We start from the raw sequence: 20092 nt of genomic DNA, 5'->3' as shown, positions 1-20092 counted from the left end.
CGCCACTCCCCGACGTCTAGCCGCTCCGCGCCTCACGTAACCACGGCGAGAGCGGCTTGGCAGCCGGAATAAGCAGCGGGTATACGACCTAATCGTCGGTGGCGACGTAACCGATGATGCCGCGCAGCTTCTCCACCGGGATGGCCCCGCGCCGCAACAGGCGGGGGACGGCGGTGGTGAGGTCGAGGATGGTGGACGGGGTGTTGTCGGTGCTCTTGCCGCCGTCGAGATAGACCTCGACGGCGTCGCCGAGCTGCTCTTCGGCCTCGGCGACGGTGGTGGCGGCGGGCGAGCCCGACCGGTTGGCGCTGGAGACGGCCATGGGCCCGGTCTCCTTGAGCAGGTCGAGCGCGACGGGGTGGAGCGGCATGCGTACGGCGACCGTCCCCTTCGTGTCGCCCAGGTCCCACGACAGCGCCCTGTTGGCCTTGCAGATGAGCGTCAGCGGCCCCGGCCAGAAGGCGTCGATGAGGTCCTGCCCGTACGGCCCCAGGTCATCGACGAGTGCGGTGGCGGCGCGCACGGTGCCGACCAGCACCGGCGGCGGCATGTCACGCCCGCGCCCCTTGGCCTCGAGCAGCTTGGCGACCGCCTCCGGCGTGAAGGCGTCGGCGCCGATGCCGTAGACGGTGTCGGTGGGCAGCACCAGCAGGTCGCCACGGCGTACGGCGGCCGCGGCCTCCATCAGCCCGATCTGCCGCTGGTCGGGGTCGGAGCAGTCAAAACGTCGTCCCACGGTTGGTAAGCCTCGCTCCGCTCAGCGGTGAACGGCGCTGACGAGGCGCCCTCCTTCCTCCACGTACGGTCGCCGCGGCACCCCGGCGGTCAGGAGCAGGCAGCGCCGTTTCGCCTGCATCCTAGTCCTGGCCCAGCCTGGCCGTGACGAAGCGGTCTCGTCTGGTGAGGTCCTGCCGCAGGCGGACGTCGCGCCAGCCGTGATCCTCGGGGAACGTCAGGTAGACGGCCCTGCCCTGCTCGTCGGCGTGCTCGACGGCGACCCAGCCGCCGGGCCGCAGCAGCAGGCGCGCGGTGCGCTCGACGGCGCGCACCTCGCCGAGCCCGTCCTCACCTGAGCCGTAGAGGGCTCTGGAGGGGTCGTAGTCGCGCACCTCGGGGTCGCGCGGGATGGAGCCCGGCGGGATGTAGGGCGGGTTGGAGATGACGAGGTCCACCTTGCCGTTGAGCTCGGGCAGCGCCTCGGCGAGGTCTTCGGGGTGCAGGTGGGTGCGCCCCTGGCCGAGCTCGGAGATGTTGCGCTTGGCCCACGTGTACGCCTCGGGGTCGACCTCCACGGCGTGCACCTCGGCCAGCGCCACCTCCTGGGCGATGGACAGCGCGATGGCGCCGGATCCGGTGCCGAGGTCGACGACGAGGGGCGCGGTGACGTCCATGGCGCGCAGCGTCTCGATGGCCCAGCCGACCATCACCTCGGTCTCCGGCCGCGGCACGAACACACCGGGGCCGACGGCCAGCTCCAGGTAGCGGAAGTAGGCGTGGCCGGTGATGTGCTGCAGGGGCTCGCGGGCCTCGCGCCTGGCGATGCCCTCCCAGAACAGCGCGTCGAAGTCGGAGTCTTTGACGGTGTGCAGCTCGCTTCTGCGCACACCGTGGACGAATGCCGCGATCTCCTCTGCGTCGGTGCGCGGCGAAGGAACGCCTGCCTCGGCGAGCCGGGCGGTGGCGAGCGCGATCTCGTCCAGCAGCAGTGTCATGAGTGTTGTGCGAGCTTCTCCGCCATCTCGGCGTCGATGAGGGCCTGGGTGACGGCGTGGAGCTCGCCGTCGAGAACCTGGTCGAGGTTATACGCCTTGAAGCCGACGCGGTGGTCGGAGATGCGGTTTTCCGGGAAGTTGTACGTGCGGACACGCTCGGAGCGGTCGACGGTGCGGACCTGCGACTTGCGCTCCGCCTGGGCGGCGGCCTCCGCTTCCTCCTGCGCCATGGCGAGCAGCCGGGCGCGCAGGATGCGCATGGCCGACTCCTTGTTCTGGAGCTGGCTCTTCTCGTTCTGGCAGGAGACGACGACGCCGGTGGGGATGTGGGTGATGCGGACCGCGGAGTCGGTGGTGTTGACGCTCTGGCCGCCGGGACCGCTGGAGCGATAGACGTCGATGCGCAGATCGTTGGGGTCGATCTGGACGTCGACCTCCTCCGCCTCCGGGTAGACGAGCACGCCCGCCGCGCTGGTGTGGATGCGGCCCTGTGACTCGGTGACGGGCACCCTCTGCACGCGGTGGACGCCGCCTTCGTACTTCAGCCGGGACCACACGCCCTCTTCGCCCTTGGCGCGGATGCCGACCGTGACGTCTTTGTAGCCGCCGAGGTCGGACGGCTGGGCGTCGATGATCTCGGTCTTCCAGCCGAGCCGCTCGGCGTAGCGGAGGTACATCCGCAGCAGGTCGCCGGCGAACAGCGCGGACTCCTCGCCGCCCTCGCCCGCCTTGATCTCCATGATGATGTCCTTGTCATCGTTGGGATCGCGCGGGATGAGCAGGTGGCGCAGCCGCTCTTCGAGCTGCGGGATGCGCGCTTCGAGCTCGGCGGCCTCGGCCGCGAACGCTTCGTCCTCGCCGGCCAGCTCCTTGGCGGCCGTCAGGTCTTCGCGGACCGACTCGAGCTCGCGGTAGGTGGCGATGATGGGAGTGAGCTGGGAGTAGCGCTTGCCAAGCGTGCGGGCCTTCTGCTGATCGGCGTGCACGGCGGGGTCGGCGAGCTGCGACTCCAGCTCGGAATACTCCTTGAGCAACTCGTCGAGGTTCACCGCGGGTCCTTTGTGTTTCGAGGTTCGGGCTCTTCACCAACAACGCCGACCCGGCGCACGCGTGTGCGTCCGGGCCGGCGTACGTGGAGCTACTTGCCCGTGGACTTCTTGCCGAAGCGCTGCTCGAAACGGGCCACCCGGCCGCCGGTGTCGAGGATCTTCTGCTTGCCCGTGTAGAACGGGTGGCAGGCCGAGCACACGTCGGCGTGGATCACGCCGTTCTTCGCCGTGCTGCGGGTGACGAAGGTGTTGCCGCAGGAGCAGGAGACCTGCGTCACGTGGTAGTCAGGGTGGATGTCGGGCTTCATTGCTGTCCTTTCGGGGTGCGGCCGCCGGGTCGCCTTCACGCATGGCGTGAACCGGAGCCGCGAAATGGTCAGCTACCAGTGTGCCAGATCGTGAAACCATCCCAGGCCATCGCGCATTCCCCGCTCCCCTGATCAAGGGGCCGCGCGGGAAGCGCACGAGGTCCGGGCGCGGCGCCACGCTCGGGCCGGCAGCGGGAACGTACGGAAACCGGCTGCGGAAGCACGTGCGACCCCGGCCGTGCGGGGCCGGAAGCGGGATCACCTGCGGACCGACCGTGCGGGCCGCAAGCGAGATCACGTGCGGGCCGATCTCGGACACGCGTGAGGGGTGGCGGATGGCCCGCCACCCCTCACGACGCGCGCGCTAGCCGCGGTCGTTGCTCACCGTGGTCGTCTGGACCTGCAGGAGGAACTCCGCGTTGGACTTGGTCTCCTTCATCTTCTCCAGGAGCAGCTCCAGCGCCTGCTGCATGTCGAGCGCGTGCAGCACCCTGCGCAGCTTCCAGACGATCTGCAGCTCCTCCTTGGCCATGAGGATCTCTTCCTTACGCGTGCCGGACGCGTCGACGTCGACCGCGGGGAAGATGCGCTTGTCGGCCAGGGACCGGTTGAGCTTGAGCTCCATGTTGCCGGTGCCCTTGAACTCTTCGAAGATGACCTCGTCCATCTTCGACCCGGTCTCGACCAGGGCCGTGGCGAGGATCGTCAGCGAGCCGCCGTTCTCGATGTTGCGGGCGGCGCCGAAGAAGCGCTTGGGCGGGTAGAGCGCCGTGGAGTCGACACCACCCGACAGGATGCGCCCGGACGCGGGGGCCGCGAGGTTGTAGGCGCGGCCGAGCCGGGTGATCGAGTCGAGCAGGACGACGACGTCGTGGCCCAGCTCCACCAGGCGCTTGGCCCGCTCGATGGCGAGCTCGGCGACCGTGGTGTGGTCTTCGGCGGGACGGTCGAAGGTCGAGTGGATGACCTCGCCCTTGACCGACCGCTGCATGTCGGTGACCTCTTCAGGCCGCTCGTCCACGAGCACGACCATGAGGTGGCACTCGGGGTTGTTGCGGGTGATCGCGTTGGCGATCGCCTGCAGCACCATCGTCTTACCGGCCTTGGGCGGCGAGACGATGAGGCCGCGCTGGCCCTTGCCGATGGGCGAGACCAGGTCGATGATCCTCGTGGTGAGGACGTTGGGCTCGGTCTCCAGGCGCAGGCGCTCCTGCGGGTAGAGCGGCGTCAGCTTGTTGAAGTCGGGCCGGTTGCGGGCCTGCTCCGGGTCCATGCCGTTGACGGTGTCGAGGCGGACCAGGGCGTTGAACTTCTCGCGGCGCTCGCCCTCGCGCGGCTGGCGCACGGCGCCGGTGATGACGTCGCCCTTGCGCAGGCCGTGGCGGCGGATCTGGGAGAGCGAGACGTAGACGTCGTTGCTGCCGGGCAGGTAGCCGCTCGTCCTGACGAACGCGTAGTTGTCGAGGATGTCGAGGATGCCGGCGATCGGGATGAGGACGTCGTCCTCGTTGATGACGGGCTCGCCGCTGTCGTAGCGGTCGCGGCCGCGTCCGCGGTTGCGCTCCCTGAAACGTCCCCTGCGGCTGCGCCCGCTGCGCTCTTCCTCCTCGCCGCGCTGCTCGGTGCGCTGCTCGGAACGGCTGCCGGACTCGGCCGCGGCGGCGCGCTCGCGCTGGTCGCCGCGACCCCCATCGCGGCCTCCCTCGCTGCTGCGCTCACCGTTACGGTCGCCGCCCCGCTCGCGGCGCTCACCGCGGCTGCGGCGCTCGCGACGGCTCTCGCCGCGCTCGGAGCGCGACTCGCCCTGGCCGGCCTCGGTGGGCTGCGACTGCTGCTCCACGACGGGCTCCGCCGGGGCCGCGGCGACCGGCTCCGGCGCGCTGGCCGCGGGCTCGGGCGCGGCTGCGGCGGGCTGCTGCGCGGGTTCTTCCGTGGTGGTCTTGGCGCGGGAACGTTCCCTGCGCGTACGGGTGGGTCGCTCGGCCGCGGGCGCCTCCGCAGGAGCGGCCGCGGGGGCCTCGGCCACCGTCGCGGCCTGCGCTGCGCCTTCTCCGGAACCGCCACCCTGCTTCTCCTGGATGGCCGCGATGAGCTGGCTCTTCCGCATGCGCCCGGTCCCGCTGATGCCCAGCTCCGCTGCGATCTTCTGCAGCTCGGGCAGCACCTTGGCGGACAGGCCGGTGCCGGAGCGACGCGCACGCGGCTTGGCCGCTGCGCGGGTGGGGGTGTCGCCGGACGCCGGCTCAGCGCCTGATGCGTCGGAGAGGAGTTCGGTGGTGTCGCTCAACTAAAAGGTCCTTCCCAGGGGTCGGGCGCCGGATTTGTTCTTCCGGGCGTCCCGGAGGTGCTTGCGATCCGGCGGGACAGACCGGGTCGGGGTGCACTCTGCGATCTTCGGCTGTCGCTTGAGACGGCCGCCACTCTTGGGGAGGGGTTCGTCAACGCCGCCGATGGCCCTTGGCGCGTGACTGACACCCCCCAGATTGCTGTCGCCAACCAGATGTCGAGATGATTCGAACGCGCAGGTCCCCGTCGTCGCCACCTCGCGTTGCGCCAACCGGGTGTGGGCCAACCGGAGGCAACGGATTCCGGGGAGACAGCCGCGCTGCCCACGCCTCGCGACGTGAAGCATGATGCAGCGATGTATGGCTGACAAGCACGCACCCACCAAGGGGGCATCTGGTGCGGCTATCAGCCTAACATCACCAGCGCACACGGCTATTCCCTGAAGGTCTAAAGAGGTTTCAGCGTGTCTCGGGGAACTGAACGTTCGCACCGACCGGGTCGACGTCCATTTGCTGGATGTGCCAGTCATTACCCACTTCTGGCGCGATCAAATCCTGCGAATCCGATGACGAAAACGCAAGGACCGTGGGACCCGCTCCCGAAACGACCGCAGGCACGCCCACTGCACGGAGACGTTCTACCAGATCCGCGCTCTGCCGCATGGCAGGCGCGCGGTATTGCTGATGGAGCCGATCTTCTGTGGCGGCGAGCAACAGCCCGCGCTCTGGCCGCTGGGTCAGCGCGGCGATCAGCAGCGCGGCCCGGCCGGCGTTGAAGGAGGCGTCCTCGTGGGGCACGTCCTTCGGCAGCAGCCCCCGTGCGGCCTCCGTGGACAGCCGCGTCGAAGGGACGCAGACCACCGGACGGATGCGCTGGTCGGGGACCAATTTCAGCCTATGCGGCCGCCCGGTGTGGTCGGACCACGCGACGGTCAGCCCACCGGAAAGACAGGGCGCCACATTGTCGGGATGCCCTTCCATCTCCGTGGCCAGCGCGTAGACGTCGTCGTCGCTCAATGCGGTCTGCGGCAGGTCGGGACCTGCCAGGGCGCGCGCGGCGAGAATGCCGGCGCACACCGCCGCCGACGACGACCCGAGCCCCCGTGCGTGCGGGATGCGGTTACGGCAGTGCAGGCGTATGCCCTCCGGCTGAGGCACTCCCATGCGGTCGAACGCCACCCGCATGGCCTTGACGACCAGATGCCCCTCGCCGGTGTCGACCTCCCCCGCCCCCTCGCCCTCCACGACGACGTGGACGCCGCGCTCCCCGGTGAGCGTGGCCGTGACCTCGTCGTGGAGGCTCAGCGCGAGCCCGAGCGCGTCGTAACCCGGCCCCAGGTTGGCCGACGTCGCGGGCACGCGGATGTCAACGGTCCTCATTCGTTCACTTTTCCTCGTACTCCCCCGTCAGGCGAGGTTGAGCGCCGCCGCGGCGGCGTGGACGTCGATGGGGATGACCACCGGCGCGGGCGCCCCCGAGATCGCCCAGTCCGGGTCTTTGAGCCCGTTACCGGTAACCGTGCAGACGATGCGCTGCCCCGCCTCCACCATGCCCTGCGCGTGGGCGTGCAGCAACCCCGCTACGCTCGCGGCGGAAGCGAGCTCGACGAACACGCCCTCTTCCTGCGCCAGCAGCTTGTACGCCGCCGCGATCTGCCGGTCGGTCACCGCCTGGATGACGCCGCCCGACTCGTCGCGGGCCGCCGTGGCCAGCGACCAGGACGCCGGGTTGCCGATGCGGATGGCGGTGGCGATGGTGTGGGGGTGGGACACGGGCGCGCCGTGCACGATCGGCGCGGCGCCGCTGGCCTGGAAGCCGAACATGCGCGGACGCTTGGTGGCCACCCCGTCCTCGGCGTATTCGCAGTAGCCCATCCAGTAGGCCGAGATGTTGCCGGCGTTGCCGACGGGGATGCAGTGGATGTCGGGGGCGTCGCCGAGCGCGTCGACGATCTCGAACGCGGCGGTCTTCTGGCCCTGGAGCCGGAACGGGTTGACGGAGTTGACCAGCGCGATCGGATATTCGGACGACAGCTTGCGCGTCATCTCAAGGCAGTCGTCGAACGACCCCTCGACCTGCAGCAGCGTGGCGCCGTGCACGAGCGCCTGGGCCAGCTTGCCCATGGCGATCTTCCCCCGCGGCACCAGCACGGCGCAGGTCAGCCCGGCGCGCACGGCGTAGGCGGCGGCCGAGGCGGAGGTGTTGCCGGTGGAGGCGCAGATGACGGCCTTGGCCCCCTCTTCGACGGCCTTGCTGATGGCCATCGTCATGCCGCGGTCCTTGAAGCTGCCCGTCGGGTTGGCCCCCTCGACCTTCAGGTAGACCTCGCACCCGGTGAGCGCGGAGACGCGATGTGCGGGCACCAGCGGCGTGCCGCCTTCGAGCAGCGTGATGACGGGGGTCTTCGCGGTGACCGGAAGACGCTCGCGGTACTCCTCGATGAGGCCACGCCATGACCTGCTCATAGTGACTCCCTACCTGCGCTGTTGGGCACAGAGTGTACGGGGTGCCGGGGACGGTCGCGGAGCGGCGTCCACGGGTCGGACACCCGCCGCACTTCTGCATTGGACAGTCGCACTATTCAGGAAATACTCAGCATCTCCCGATAAGGTCTCGGCCAGGGGGTCAACGACCATGAACGCGCGTCCTGCTCTGAGGCAGAACGACTATTCACCGGTGTCCGCACCGCGGCTCGGCGCCTGGTCACCCGCCCTTTCCGTCAGCGTGGTCGTTCCCGCGCGCGGAGGGCAGGACAAGCTCGACCTGACGCTGGCGGCGCTGGCGGCCCAGACGTATCCGGAGCACCTCATGGAGGTGCTGGTCGTCGACGACGGCAGCGACCCGCCCATCCGCCTGCCCGAGATCCGCCCGTTCAACACCCGCCTGGTACGGGTGCGCGACGGCTGGGGCATCTCCAACGCGGTCAACACCGGGGTCAAGGCCGCCGACGGCGAGATCATCCAGCGGCTCGACTCCGACATGGTGGCCTGCAAGGAGCACATCGAGGCGCTGGCGCGCTGGCATCACGTGACCGACTACCTGGTCACGATCGGCATGAAGAAGTTCGTGGACGCGCCTCCCGTCACCCCTGAGCAGGTCTTCCGGGCGGGACACCTGGGAGAGCTGTTCGACCTGGAGACGGCGGTGGCCAGCTCAACGGAGGCCACGATCGCCAAGACCGACGGTCTGCGCAAGAGCCGCAATCCGTACCACGTGTGCACCGGGCCGACCTTCGCCCTTCCCAGGGAGGTCTTCCACGCCGTGGGCGGTCTCGATCCGACGGTCGCCAGGGGCGAGGACACCGAGTTCTCCTACCGGCTGGCCATGCACGGCGTGGTCTTCATCCCCGACATGGACGCCCAGGCCGTGCATCTGGGGCTGCCGTCGCAGCACCGCGACAGGGAGCGCGCGGTGCGGGCGGTGGAGCCGTACCTGGCGCACCGCATCCCGCTCCGCCGCGACCTGCGCAAGGAGCCCGGGCGGCGGTGGCTGGTGCCGTACGTGGAGATCGTGTACGACATCGCGGGCGCGTCAGAGCAGGAGGTGCGGCAGGCGGTGTCCGCCGCGCTGGACGGCAAGCTGCAGGACGTCGTGGTGACGCTGGTCGGGCCGTGGTCGCGGCTGGCCGGCGGGCGTCACTCGCTGTCGGACCCGGACTTCGACCTGCGGCTGCTGCGGGATCTGTTCGCGCACGACGAACGCATCAGGCTCATCGACGAGGCCGCGCCTTCGCCCGCGCCGATCCCGTTCCGCTACCGGGGGCCGGTGGACGTGCCGCTGCACCGGGTGACGCTGGAGCGGATGATCGAGTCGGTGCAGAAGGACCTGACCGGGGTGCTGGTCGTGGACCTGCCCGACGGGCGTACGGCCCGGCTGGAACGCACCTCCGCGCTCGGCCGCGCGCTGCTGCTCACCGGCGCGGGCGCGGTCGTGGACGGTGCGGACGGCGTGACCGACCTGAGCGGCGTGGACGACGTCGACAAGATCATCGACGTCACGCACGGCGTACGGCACGAGCCGCCCGACCGCTTCTGGCCCGCTCCCAAACAGCCCGACCAGCCGAAACAGCCCGAGCAGCAGAAGCAAACCGGCCAGGCGCAGCAGTCCGGGCAGCCGAAGCGGCCCGGTCAGGGTGCCGCAGCCCCGTCTGCCGCGCCGAAGGCCGCCGCGCAGACTCCGAGCGCGCCGCCGCAGAAGCGCCTGCTGCGCCGCATCAAGTCGGCCCTCCGCAACAACTGACTCCGCCCGCTGGAAGGGCACCGACCCGCCAGGTGTGGGGAGCGCGCCGCGCGGACATCGCTGCGTGCGCGCGCCGGCGGGTGGCCGCCTTCAGGGGCCGAAGGTGCCGCTGGGCGGGTGAGGTCGTCGGCGGCACCGCGACGGGCAGGGCCGTAGACAGCAGGGCCGTGGACAGCAGGGCCGTGGTTAGCGGGGCCGTGGTTAGCGGGGCGAACGAAGCCGCCGGACGGGGCCGAAGCCACGACCTCGGCCCGTCCCGGGTGACGGCGGTCAGCGTTTGCGGCGCAGCGCGCGTCGGAACGTCGTCGAGACGATCGAGCGCAGGTTCTTCTGGGCGCGGTCGGCGGCGGCGATGCGGCGGCGCAACGTGCCGATCTCCCGCCGCAGCGTGCCGACCTCGCGCCGCAGCTCCACGGCCGACTTGCGCCAGTTACCGGCCTCGTCGCGCCACTTGGCCACCTGCGTCCGCAGCCGCTCGGTCTCCTTGCGCAGCCTGGCCGCCTCGTCCAGCGCGGCCTTGCGTTCCTTGTACGCGCCGCGCCGCCCCTGCGGCGGCTCGGCCTCGGCGGCGAAGCCGTAGGCGGCCCCGTCGACCCAGAGCACGCCCGCGACGTCGTCCACCACGTCGTCGAGGTTCTCGCCCGCCTCGGCGACGATGCGGGCCCTGGCGAAGGCGGAGGTGCGTTCGAGCCGGGCCGCGACGACGCCGTCGGCGGACTCGTCGAGCAGCACGTTCACCAGCCCGAGCCCCTGCGCGCGGGCGAGGTCGAGCAGCCGGGCGAGGGTGTCGTCGCCGGGGATCCACCCGGCGGGCAGGCGCAGCGTGTACGGCACGGCGGGGTCGGCCTCGGCGGCGGTGACCAGGCGTACCCGGCCCTCGTGCCGGTAGTGGCCCTCGATGAGCACCAGGTCGAGCGACGGATCCTTGAGCGGCGCGCGGCGGTCGCGTTCGAGAGTGTCCCAGGGGCCGACGAGCAGCACGGACACGTCGGGCACCGTGCCGGCGAGCAGCGCGTCCACGGTGGCGCGCACCTCGTCGTAGCCGGGCGCGGCCTCGACGACGGCGGTGACGTACGGCACCTTCCACTGCCGTCCGGGATGCCCGCGCAGCCACCGGTAGGCGGGGATGCGGTCGGCGACGAACGCGTGGCTCACCCGGTCGATGGGCGCCTTGTCGCGCATCCGCATGGTCGGCCCGATGTGGTAGGCACGGGCGGCCGGCTCGGGCACGAAGACCGCGCCCGCCTGCCACAGCCGGTAGCCCATCTCGGTGTCCTGGCCGAGCACCAGGTCGTCGTCCATCGGCCCGGCGGCCTTGATGAGCGCGGCGTTGACCGAGGTCGCGCCGCCCACGTGGAGGCTGAACGGGCGCTGCGGGTTGTCGGTGAGCCCGTCGGTGCGCTCGACGAGGTCGACCAGCCAGGAGTGCGGCTCGGCGGGTTCGAAGGCCGCTTCGAGGTCGTCGGGCAGCTCGGCGGGCACGGGGGCCTCGGTGAAGCGCAGGTAGCCGGTGACGGAGAGGTAGGGAGCGGCGTGGTGCCAGCGCATGTGCGCCTCGAGCGCGCCGGGGGTGAGCAGCACATCGGAGTCGAGCCAGTGGATCACCTCGCCGGTGGCGGCGGCGAGGCCGGCGTTGCGGGCGGCGGCGCGTCCGGGGCGTTCGCAGCGCACGATCCTGGTCAGCTCGGGCCGCTCACCGGGCAGGCGCAGCGGCGGCTCGCTGCCGTTGTCGACGACGATGACCTCGGTGAGCGTGCCCGGGTAGGTCTGCCTGGCGAGGGCGGCGAGCACCAGGTCGAGCTTGTCCTGGCCGCCGTAGGCGGGCACGACGACGCTGACCGTGAGCCGCGGGTCGAGCGGTTCGTCGAGGGTGAGGACGCGGTAGTCGTTGCCGCGTACGCGGGGGATCACGCGGCTTCCATCAGCAGGCTCGGGCGGAAGCCCCGCCACTGGTTGGCGGCCACCTTGACGAAGTGGGCCAGCGGGAGCTGCCAGGTGTGGTCGCGGCTGAGCCCGCGGCGCAGCATGTAGCCGAGGCCGTGGGTGCGGTAGATGGTGGCGTCCGCGCTCTTGGCCTTCTTGAGAAATTCGAGATCGACGGCCCGTGGCAACGCAGGGAATCCGCCTATGTCATGAAATTTCGACCGAGACACCATGATCGTGCCGCCCGCCACGTGATCGGAGTAGACCTCGCTCGGATAGCTCGCCCCGCTCGCGAACGTCGTGCGCCTGATGGTCGCCTCCAGCGGCTCAAGGTAGAAGAACTCGGCCGTGGTGCCCACCACGTCGGCCTTCGCGTACGTCATCGCCATGAACAGATCGGCCAGGTGGCGGGGGCCGTACCAGTCGTCGTCGTCCCACTTCGCCAGATGGTCGCCCTCGGCCTTGGCCGCCGCCCGGTTGAGCACTTCACCGAACGGCACCGAGGCGTCCACCTCCACCCAGCGCACGGGCAGCGAGCAGGACTCGACCGCCTCGCGCACCTCGTCGAAGGCCACCCCGTGCAGGCCGAGCACCACCTCCGCGGTGACGTCGCGCTGCCGCTCCATCTGCGCCAGCGCGGCGCCCACCAGCGCGGGCCGCTTGGTCGCCATGACGATGCTGACGTGGGGAGCGGGCGTCGGGTGCGCCAGACGGCGCAGGCGTACGCTGTGCTCCTCGCGCCGCAGGTCGGCCAGCGAGCGCGCGGTGCCGTCGGCCGGGTGTGCGAGCCAGTCGCGGTCGGTGAGCAGCGCGGCCAGGTCGGCGGGCACCCACGCGGGCGCGGACGCGGCGGTCAGCGGCACACCGGCGGCGGCCAGCCGCATCAGCCCGTCGAGCGGCACCTGCTCGTCCGGCCACTCGACCTCCAGGCCGCGCAGCGGGCGCAGGGCGGGCACGTCGGGCGGCCCGCCGTCGACCGCCCACTCGCCGCTCGCGCCGCCGTCACCGGCGGCCCAATGGAGGCGGGCCAGCCCCTTCTCCGGCGTACGCGCGAAGCCACAGGGGGTCTCGGACATCGCTGGGTGCTCCTCGGGCGCGGGTACGGAACGGCGCCTACCTTACGCCCGTTTCGACGGCGATCTGACGCTTACTCCCCCTCCGGAGGCTCAGCTCGGGTCGTCGCCCTCCACGCGCATCACACTGGCCACCGCGCGGACGATGTCGAGCTCGCGCAGCTCCTCCATGGTCGCCGAGAGCGCGGCGTCGGTGGCGCGGTGGGTGACGATGACGAGCTGGGCGTCGTCGCCGCGGCCCTCCTGGCGGACGGTCTGGATGGACACGTCGTGCTTGGCGAACAGCTCGGCCACCCGGGCCAGCACGCCCGGCTTGTCGGCGACGTCGAGCGCCACATGGCAGCGCGTGACGGTCTCGCCCATGGGGTGGACGGTCAGCTCGGCGTAGGTGGACTCCTCGGGGCCGCGGGTGCCGGCCAGGCGGTTGCGGCCCACGGCCACCAGGTCGCCGAGCACGGCCGATGCGGTGGGGGCGCCGCCCGCGCCCTTGCCGTAGAACATGAGCTGGCCCGCCGACTCGGCCTCGACGAAGACCGCGTTGTACGCCTCGCGCACCCCGGCCAGCGGGTGGGTCCGCGGGATCATCGCCGGGTGCACCCGCACGCCGAACGAGCGGCCGTCGTCGGAGCGCGCGCAGATGGCCAGCAGCTTGATGACGTAGCCCATGGCCTTGGCGGAGGCGACGTCGGTGGCGGTGATCTCGGTGATGCCCTCGCGGTGCACCTGCTCGGCCCGCACCCGGCTGTGGAAGGCGAGCGAGGCGAGGATGGCGGCCTTGGCGGCGGCGTCGAAGCCCTCGACGTCGGCGGTCGGGTCGGCCTCCGCGTAGCCGAGCGTCTGGGCCTCCTCCAGCGCGTCGGTGAAGGAGGCGCCGGTGGAGTCCATCTTGTCGAGGATGTAGTTGGTGGTGCCGTTGACGATGCCGAGCACCCGCTTGACGTGGTCGCCGGCCAGCGACTCGCGCAGCGGGCGCAGCAGCGGGATGGCGCCGGCGACGCTGGCCTCGAAGTAGAGGTCGCCGTTGCCGGCCCTGGCCGCCTCGTGGAGGGTGGCGCCGTCCTCGGCGAGCAGCGCCTTGTTGGCGGTGACCACGCTCTTGCCCTTGGACAGGGCGGAGACGATGAGCGAACGGGCCGGTTCGATGCCGCCGATGACCTCCACCACGATGTCGATGTCGTCGCGGGTGACCAGTGACTCGGCGTCGGTGGTGAGCAGCGCGGGGTCGATCTCGACGTCGCGCTTGCGGCCCAGCCTGCGCACGGCCACCCCGGCGAGCTCGAGCGGCGCCCCGACGCGGGCGGCCAGGTCGGCGGCCTGCTCGTGCATGAGCCTGATGACCTGGGAGCCGACGACGCCGCAGCCCAGCAGAGCCACCTTCAGCGGTTTCACAGCTGCCCCCTCAACAGGTCTTCTTCGGTCTCGCCTCGCACGATCACGCGCGAGGTGCCGCCCGAGACGGCCACCACGGCGGGTCTGGGCAGGTAGTTGTAGTTGCTGGCAAGCGAGCGGCAGTAGGCGCCGGTGGCGGCCACCGCGATGAGGTCGCCCGGCGCGAGGTCGGACGGCAGGTGGAAGTCGCGCACGATGATGTCGCCGCTCTCGCAGTGCTTGCCGACCAGGCGGCTCAGCATGGGCGGGGCGTCGCTTGCGCGGCTGGCCAGCACGGCGGTGTACTCGGCGCCGTAGAGCGCGGTGCGGACGTTGTCGCTCATGCCGCCGTCGATGCTCACGTACGTGCGCAGGCCCTCGACGTCCTTGATGGTGCCGACCTCGTAGAGCGTGATGCCGCCGGGGCCGACGATGGTGCGGCCCGGCTCGACGGTGAGGCGCGGCACGGGCAGGCCGGCGTCGGCGCAGACCTTGGTGACGATCTCGCGCAGCCCGTCGGCCAGCTCCTTGATGTCGGGGGCGGCGTCGTCGTCGACGTACGCGATGCCGTAGCCGCCGCCGAGGTCGAGCTCGGGCAGCACGACGCCGTGCTCCTCCTTGATCTGCACGAGCAGGCCGGCCAGCCGCCGCGCGGCGACCTCGAACCCGGCCGTGTCGACGATCTGGGAGCCGATGTGGGAGTGCAGGCCGACGAGCTGGAGCTGGGGCAGGGCGAGGATCCTGCGTACGGCCTCGGCCGCCGCCCCCGAGCTGAGCGACAGCCCGAACTTCTGGTCGTCGTGTGCCGTGGCGATGAACTCGTGGGTGTGGGCCTCGACGCCGGTGGTGACCCTGACCATGACCTTGGGCCGCTTGCCGTGCTGCTCGGCGAGGTAGCCGAGGCGGGCGATCTCATCGAAGGAGTCGACGACGATGATGCCGACGCCGGCCTCAAGCGCCCTGGTCAGCTCGGCGGTGGACTTGTTGTTGCCGTGCATGGTGATGCGCTCGGGCGGGAAGCCGACGCTGAGCGCGACGGCCAACTCGCCGTTGCTGGCGACGTCGAGGCCGAGGCCCTCGTCGATCAGCCAGCGCACGATCTCCTTGCACAGGAACGCCTTGCCTGCGTAGTGGACCTCGGAGCCGGCGAAGGCCGTGGCGTAGTCGCGCATGCGCGAGCGCACGTCGTCCTCGTCGATGACGTAGAGCGGGGTGCCGTGCTCGCGGGCCAGGTCGCGTACGTCCACCCCGCCAACGGTCAGCGCCCCGTCGGTCCGGCTCGACGTTCGGGGCCAGATCGCGGGGTTGATCCGGTTGAGGTCGGCGGGCGCCTGCGGCGGGCGCTCCTGGGGCAGCATCTCGGCGTGCCGGTCCCCTGCGGGATGGGCGAATCGACTCACCCGATCGAGGCTATCGGAAGCGCAAGTAAGCCATGACCCTGTGACCACGTATCGAGACGCGATCAAGCTCTGGCAGGGTAATTTTTACTCTTTTTCGCCGTTTTACCGGATATCTTCTGCTCAGAGGCGGTCGGGGCCGGGAAGCACGATCCGTACCACATCCGCGACCCGCACCCTCGCGGCGTGCTCGGGCCCGGGCGCCTCGTCCCCCACGGGCACCGCCGGCGCGCGCTCATGCGCGTCGTGGTAGGCCAGCGCCAGCCGCGGCAGGTACGCCTCCCACCCCGGATCCCTGCTTCCCCGCCGCCCCGGCAGCTCGGCCAGCACCCTGAGCACCTGCCGATGCGCCGGATCGCCTGGCACGCCCGCCTGGCTCCTCGGCACCCCGAGATCGGCGGCCCACCGCAGCACGGCGCAGGCGCGCGCACGTGCGTAGCGCACGACGAAGCCCGGGTTGTCCCAGGTGCGGGGAAAGTCGGGCCAGGACGGCTCGTACGGCACGGGCGCGGCCTCGACCAGCTCGAACGGGTCGTCCACGACGATGCGCAGGAACCCGTTCCGCCGCACCTCGACGGAGACCACGCCGTCGATCCCGCGCACCCTGCCGGCCAGGTCCTCGGGCGGCATCCGGCGGCGCAGCGCGGCCGCGGAGACGTAGCCGAACTCGCGCTCCCACGTGCCGTCGGGCACGGGCGGCTCGCCCAGCGCGGCGGCCAGCTCATCGAGCGTCATCGCGACGACCTTACGCGAGGGAACTGCGGCATGCGGGCGGATCGTCTCCCTCTGCAGGGGAAAGCGGGGTAAAGGGGGACGGCTTGGCGGCCGAGATCGATCTGGGCGTGGCTGCTCATCGCGTGGAGTCCGTGGCTCGCGCTCGCCGTCGTCGCCGAAGCCCTCGCCCAGGCGAGGTTCCGCCTCGGCACGGCGGCCAGGACCGGGGCCGGAGTGGTCGGCGGCTTCGCGTTGACGGCCCTGGCGCTGGTGCTCTGGCTCGGCTGAGTGCGGCTCAGATGAGGGCGTGCGGCTCGGCGGAGCCGTACTCGACGAGCTGGGCCGCGCCGAGCAGCCAGCGGTCCTCGTCGCGCACCCGCACGTACCCGAACCTGTCGGCGGAGAAGACCTTGACGCCGTCGGCGCGGCACTGCCGCATGAGCACCTCGTCCCAGCCCTCGGTCAGGTCGGCGAAGCCCAGCTCGCGCATCGCGTTGCGGCGGGCGAGCAGGGTGCCGCCGGCGATCTCGGGCAGGTAGGTGTACTCGGCCTCCGGCTGCTTGAGCAGCGTGGCCTGCGGCTTGCGCAGGTGGGCGTAGAAGGCGGCCTTGCCGACGATGTCGGCGGTGGTGAACAGGAACGCCCTGCGCAGGTCGGACAGGTAGTGGGGGCCGTAGACGTCGCGCGGGTCCATGACCGCGACGAGATCGGCCTCGCACAGGTCGAGCCCGGCGTTGAGCATCGCGCCCTCGGTCATGGACGGCGACGGGCGGCGGTAGACGACCTCCACGTCCGGCAGCACGTCGCGGGCCCGCAGCTCGGCCTCCGGCGGCCCGATGATGATGAGCTGGTCGACGCCCGACTGCCGGGCGACCTGCGCGAGCGCGTGCTCCATCGAGTACGGGTCGCGGATCGGCAGCAGCACCGAGGTGTTGAGCGTGGGCCGCGCGCTGGGCAGGCCGATCGCGTCCAGCATCTCGTCGATGCGCTCGCTCATCGTGCCCATCGAGTACGCCCGCCGCAGCGCCACGTGCGCCCGCCGCGAGTCCGGCTCGGTGCCGATGGGCGTGCCGCAGGCGGCGATCTCGGCGAGCCGCCACTGCGGGGTGCCCGGCGGGCAGTCGGCGGCGGCAGGCCAGCGGTAGGAGGTCAGCACGTCCGGGTACGACAGGTGCTCGGGCAGGAGCTGGTCGAGCGTGAGCACCCGGTCGATGCGGCCGCCGGACAGCGGCAGCGGGTTGTGCACCCTGGGCTGCACACCGAACTGCAGGCGCGGCCAGGCCACGGTCAGGTCGGCGGTGAAGCGGTGCTCGAACAGGTCGGCCGCCGCCGCGTACGCCGACACGTCGCCCTTGGTGTGCCAGAAGACCGTGCGGATGCCGCGCTCGGCGCACCAGGCGAGCAACGCCTTGAGCCCTTCGCCGGGCTCGCCGATGATCTCCTCGGCCCACGGGCCCTGCGTGACCGACTCCACGACCAGCAGGTGCGGCACCTCCAGCGGGAGCACCCTGGCGAAGTCGCGGGGCGTGAAGCCGGTGGTCTGCCGCCACTCGTAGCGCAGCAGCGCCTCGGCGTGCGGGTCGGCGATCACCGCGGCGGTCAGGTGCGGCCGGGTGTTGGGGCCGGTCGGGACGCGGAACGGCTTGAGCTTGAACGAGGTGCCTTCGAGCGTCCTGGTCGACGTGGTCGCCTGGTAGGCGGCGCCGGGACGCTCCTCCTTGGGCTTGTTCGCGGTGGTGGCCACCGGCTTGCGCTTGGGCGCCGTCGGGCGCTTGACCGGCTTGGCCGCGCCCTTGATGCCCTTGGCCAGGCGCACCGGGTTGCTCTTGCCGCTCTTGATGGCGTCGCCCAGCCGGTTCCAGCGGGCGACCTTGATCGACGAGAGCTTCCAGTTGGCCACCTCGGCCTGGAAGCGCTGCTCGGCCAGCTCCTTGCGGAGCTTGTCGGCGGCGGCCTGCTCGGCCGCCAGCCGTTCCTCCGTCTCGCTGAGCTTCTCGGCCAGCGCGTCGGCCTGCGCGGCGCGCTCCTCGGCCGCGGCCAGCTTGGCCTGGGCGTCGTCCAGCAGCCTGGCCAGCTCGGCGGCACGCTCGGCATGCGCGATCGCGTCGCGCAACGCCCGGCGCGTACTCTCCAGCTCAGTCGACAAACCGGACCTCCACTCTCTCAGCCCGGCAAAGGATACTCTTTTGCGGGAAGCGTCTCGAAGGGATGAGATCCGGTGCAGTTCAACGTACGGCCCTACGTCTGCGGCGCTCTCGGCCGGATCGATACCGCCCTGCTCGGCAAGCTGACCGCCGCGGGGCCGAAGGTCTGGCCGGCGTTGCAGTCGGACGAGGCCGCGCTGTTCAGCTCCACCCCGCTGCCGCCGTACCACAGGTCCGGTGACGCGTACGCGTTCGCCTGGGGCGAGCGCCTGCCGAAGACGGCCGAGGAGGACTGGATCACGGTCGCCGAGACGTACGAGACGCCCGGACTGATCGGCGACGGCCGCCGGGTGGCGCTGCACACGGGCGGGCTCGGCCTGGTGGACGTCTACTACGTGCGCCTGGACGACGCGGTCTACTTCTCGTCGCTCATCCAGCCGCTGCTCACCCTGGTGCCCATCGAGATCGACTGGTCGGCGTGGGCCTCGATCCTGCAGGTGACGTTCCCGCTGGGCGAGGCGACGCCGTACACCGAGGTCAAACGGCTGCCGGGGGCGAGCGCGCTGGTGTGGGAGCACGGCAGGCTCACCACCGAGCGGAGGCTGCCGCGCTGGCTGCGCACGGAGCCGTACGAGCGGTGGATCAGCCCGCAGGAGATCGTCGACCTGCTCGACCACGTCTACTCCGAGTACGACGGCCTGCCGCTGCTGGTGCCGGTCAGCGGCGGCTACGACTCGCGGCTGCTGGCCAGCGTGGCCAAGGCCAGGGGCGCGGACGTCGAGTCGTGGACGACCAGCCCCGACGACGGCACCGACACCGACATCGACTTCGCCAGGGCGATCACCAGGGAGCTGGGCATCCCGCACCGGGTGATCCCGCAGGACCCCGCCTCCTATCCGTCCGACGCGATGGAGGTGGCGCGCAGGCTGGAGTACCTGACGCCGCACCACGCCTGGTACGCCCCCTTCGCCAAGGAGGTGCACGGCGCGGGCCGGATCCTGGTGGACGGCCTGGCGGGCGGGCCGCTGCTGAAGAACTTCATGGTCAGCGGGGCCGCGCTGGAGGCGAGGACGCAGGCCGAGCGGTCGGCGGCGGTGCTGGGCTCGCTCTCGCTCGGACGGCCGTCGCAGCCGTTCCTGTCGAAGTCGGCGGCGGAGTGGATGGAGGAGACCGTACGCGAGCAGTTCCTCGCGACGACCTCCATGTTCCACGGCCACCGGGCGGAGCTGCCGCTGTCGGTGCTGCACACCAGGACCGTGCGGGGCATCGCGCGCTCGGCGGTGAACCTCGTGGGGCCCGAGGCGTCGTTCCTGGCGCCGTTCATCCACCCGGAGTTCTTCGACGCGGCGCTGTCGGTGGGGGTGGCCCGCAAGCACCAGGGCAAGTTCTACCGCGAGGTGCTGCACGCCGCCAACCCGAGGGTGGCCGCTCTGCCCTCGACGAACGTGATCAAGCAGCCGCTCAGGAGGGTGCCGCTGCGATCGACGGCGGCTCCCGCCCGGAGCTACTCGCATCGGATGCTGGAGATTCTGGCCGACCGGATACCGGCCCTGCTGTCGGACGAGATGCACGAGGTGATCGCCGGTGGTCCCGACGCTCTGACCAGGTTCAACGGCTGGAACGACCGGTTCTGGGTGCGCGGTCTTGTGCTGTTCGGCCTGTGGCTGAGCGACTTCGAGAACGACCTCTCGGACCTCGCGCCACCTTTTTAGTGAACTCTGGGTAACAGGGCGATTACATACGGATCTCTCGGGTATTAACGGTCGCACAGCAGAAGCGGGTTCCGGAAAGCCAACGGGCTGGTAGTGTTCGGCCCGTAAGCGCCGCAACAAACGGGCACCAGATCACAAATCCGGTCCCGTCCAGGGCAGTGGGGTTC

General features: G+C 71.1%; 15 protein-coding genes. 2 read left to right on the top strand and 13 right to left on the bottom strand.

Annotation, left to right across the window (positions count from 1 at the left end):
* Window positions 1–88: 88 nt before the first annotated feature.
* The 7 genes from ACFMQL_RS21480 to thrC all read right to left on the bottom strand — a co-directional run bounded on the left by ACFMQL_RS21480 (window position 89) and on the right by thrC (window position 7820).
* Complete coding sequence (locus tag ACFMQL_RS21480) at window positions 89–736, bottom strand: L-threonylcarbamoyladenylate synthase (protein WP_378786777.1); 648 nt, start codon at window positions 734–736, stop codon at window positions 89–91.
* Window positions 737–857: 121 nt separating this feature from the next.
* Window positions 858–1712: a peptide chain release factor N(5)-glutamine methyltransferase gene (prmC, locus tag ACFMQL_RS21475; RefSeq protein WP_378786775.1), complete on the bottom strand. Its 855-nt coding sequence runs from the start codon at window positions 1710–1712 to the stop codon at window positions 858–860.
* Complete coding sequence (gene prfA, locus ACFMQL_RS21470) at window positions 1709–2761, bottom strand: peptide chain release factor 1 (RefSeq protein WP_364060935.1); 1053 nt, start codon at window positions 2759–2761, stop codon at window positions 1709–1711. The genes prmC and prfA overlap by 4 nt, the downstream gene beginning before the upstream one ends.
* A gap of 89 nt (window positions 2762–2850) precedes the next feature.
* Window positions 2851–3069 (bottom strand): 50S ribosomal protein L31, encoded by a 219-nt coding sequence (gene rpmE / locus ACFMQL_RS21465; protein WP_364060932.1) that lies wholly within the window; start codon window positions 3067–3069, stop codon window positions 2851–2853.
* A gap of 364 nt (window positions 3070–3433) precedes the next feature.
* A complete protein-coding gene (gene rho, locus ACFMQL_RS21460) occupies window positions 3434–5356 on the bottom strand; it encodes a transcription termination factor Rho (protein WP_364060929.1) in 1923 nt (640 codons plus the stop codon).
* Between the two features lie 457 nt (window positions 5357–5813).
* A complete protein-coding gene (thrB, locus tag ACFMQL_RS21455) occupies window positions 5814–6734 on the bottom strand; it encodes a homoserine kinase (RefSeq protein WP_364060926.1) in 921 nt (306 codons plus the stop codon).
* Between the two features lie 27 nt (window positions 6735–6761).
* Window positions 6762–7820, bottom strand: a complete 1059-nt coding sequence (thrC, locus tag ACFMQL_RS21450) for a threonine synthase (protein WP_364060923.1) — start codon at window positions 7818–7820, stop codon at window positions 6762–6764.
* 211 nt (window positions 7821–8031) lie between these two features.
* Here thrC and ACFMQL_RS21445 point away from each other — a divergent pair, with 211 nt between their 5' ends.
* Window positions 8032–9594 (top strand): glycosyltransferase, encoded by a 1563-nt coding sequence (locus tag ACFMQL_RS21445; protein WP_378786772.1) that lies wholly within the window; start codon window positions 8032–8034, stop codon window positions 9592–9594.
* Window positions 9595–9864: 270 nt separating this feature from the next.
* Here ACFMQL_RS21445 and ACFMQL_RS21440 read toward each other — a convergent pair whose 3' ends face one another.
* The 6 genes from ACFMQL_RS21440 to ACFMQL_RS21415 form a co-directional block, all read right to left on the bottom strand.
* The gene (locus ACFMQL_RS21440; RefSeq protein ID WP_378786770.1) at window positions 9865–11505 is read right to left on the bottom strand and encodes a glycosyltransferase; all 1641 of its coding nucleotides are present in this window, start codon (window positions 11503–11505) and stop codon (window positions 9865–9867) included.
* Complete coding sequence (locus ACFMQL_RS21435) at window positions 11502–12593, bottom strand: glycosyltransferase family 2 protein (RefSeq protein ID WP_378786768.1); 1092 nt, start codon at window positions 12591–12593, stop codon at window positions 11502–11504. The genes ACFMQL_RS21440 and ACFMQL_RS21435 overlap by 4 nt, the downstream gene beginning before the upstream one ends.
* Window positions 12594–12683: 90 nt before the next feature.
* Window positions 12684–13979: a homoserine dehydrogenase gene (locus ACFMQL_RS21430; protein ID WP_364060911.1), complete on the bottom strand. Its 1296-nt coding sequence runs from the start codon at window positions 13977–13979 to the stop codon at window positions 12684–12686.
* A complete protein-coding gene (gene lysA, locus ACFMQL_RS21425) occupies window positions 13976–15358 on the bottom strand; it encodes a diaminopimelate decarboxylase (RefSeq protein ID WP_364060908.1) in 1383 nt (460 codons plus the stop codon). Before lysA ends, ACFMQL_RS21430 begins: the two co-directional genes overlap by 4 nt.
* A 120-nt stretch (window positions 15359–15478) precedes the next feature.
* A complete protein-coding gene (locus tag ACFMQL_RS21420; RefSeq protein WP_364060905.1) occupies window positions 15479–16090 on the bottom strand; it encodes an anticodon-binding protein in 612 nt (203 codons plus the stop codon).
* Window positions 16091–16364: 274 nt separating this feature from the next.
* Window positions 16365–18215: a glycosyltransferase family A protein gene (locus ACFMQL_RS21415; protein WP_364060902.1), complete on the bottom strand. Its 1851-nt coding sequence runs from the start codon at window positions 18213–18215 to the stop codon at window positions 16365–16367.
* A 72-nt stretch (window positions 18216–18287) separates the two neighbouring features.
* On the opposite strand from ACFMQL_RS21415, the gene ACFMQL_RS21410 reads away from it, so the two are divergent.
* Window positions 18288–19925 carry an asparagine synthetase B family protein gene (locus ACFMQL_RS21410; protein ID WP_378786764.1) on the top strand — a complete coding sequence of 546 codons (1638 nt, stop codon included), beginning with the start codon at window positions 18288–18290 and terminating at the stop codon, window positions 19923–19925.
* Window positions 19926–20092: the final 167 nt, after the last annotated feature.

The organism is Nonomuraea fastidiosa (genome assembly GCF_042751225.1).
Taxonomy (GTDB): Bacteria; Actinomycetota; Actinomycetes; order Streptosporangiales; family Streptosporangiaceae; genus Nonomuraea; species Nonomuraea fastidiosa.
Note: the sequence above shows the minus strand (reverse complement) of the source record. Positions and strands in the feature narration are given on the sequence as shown.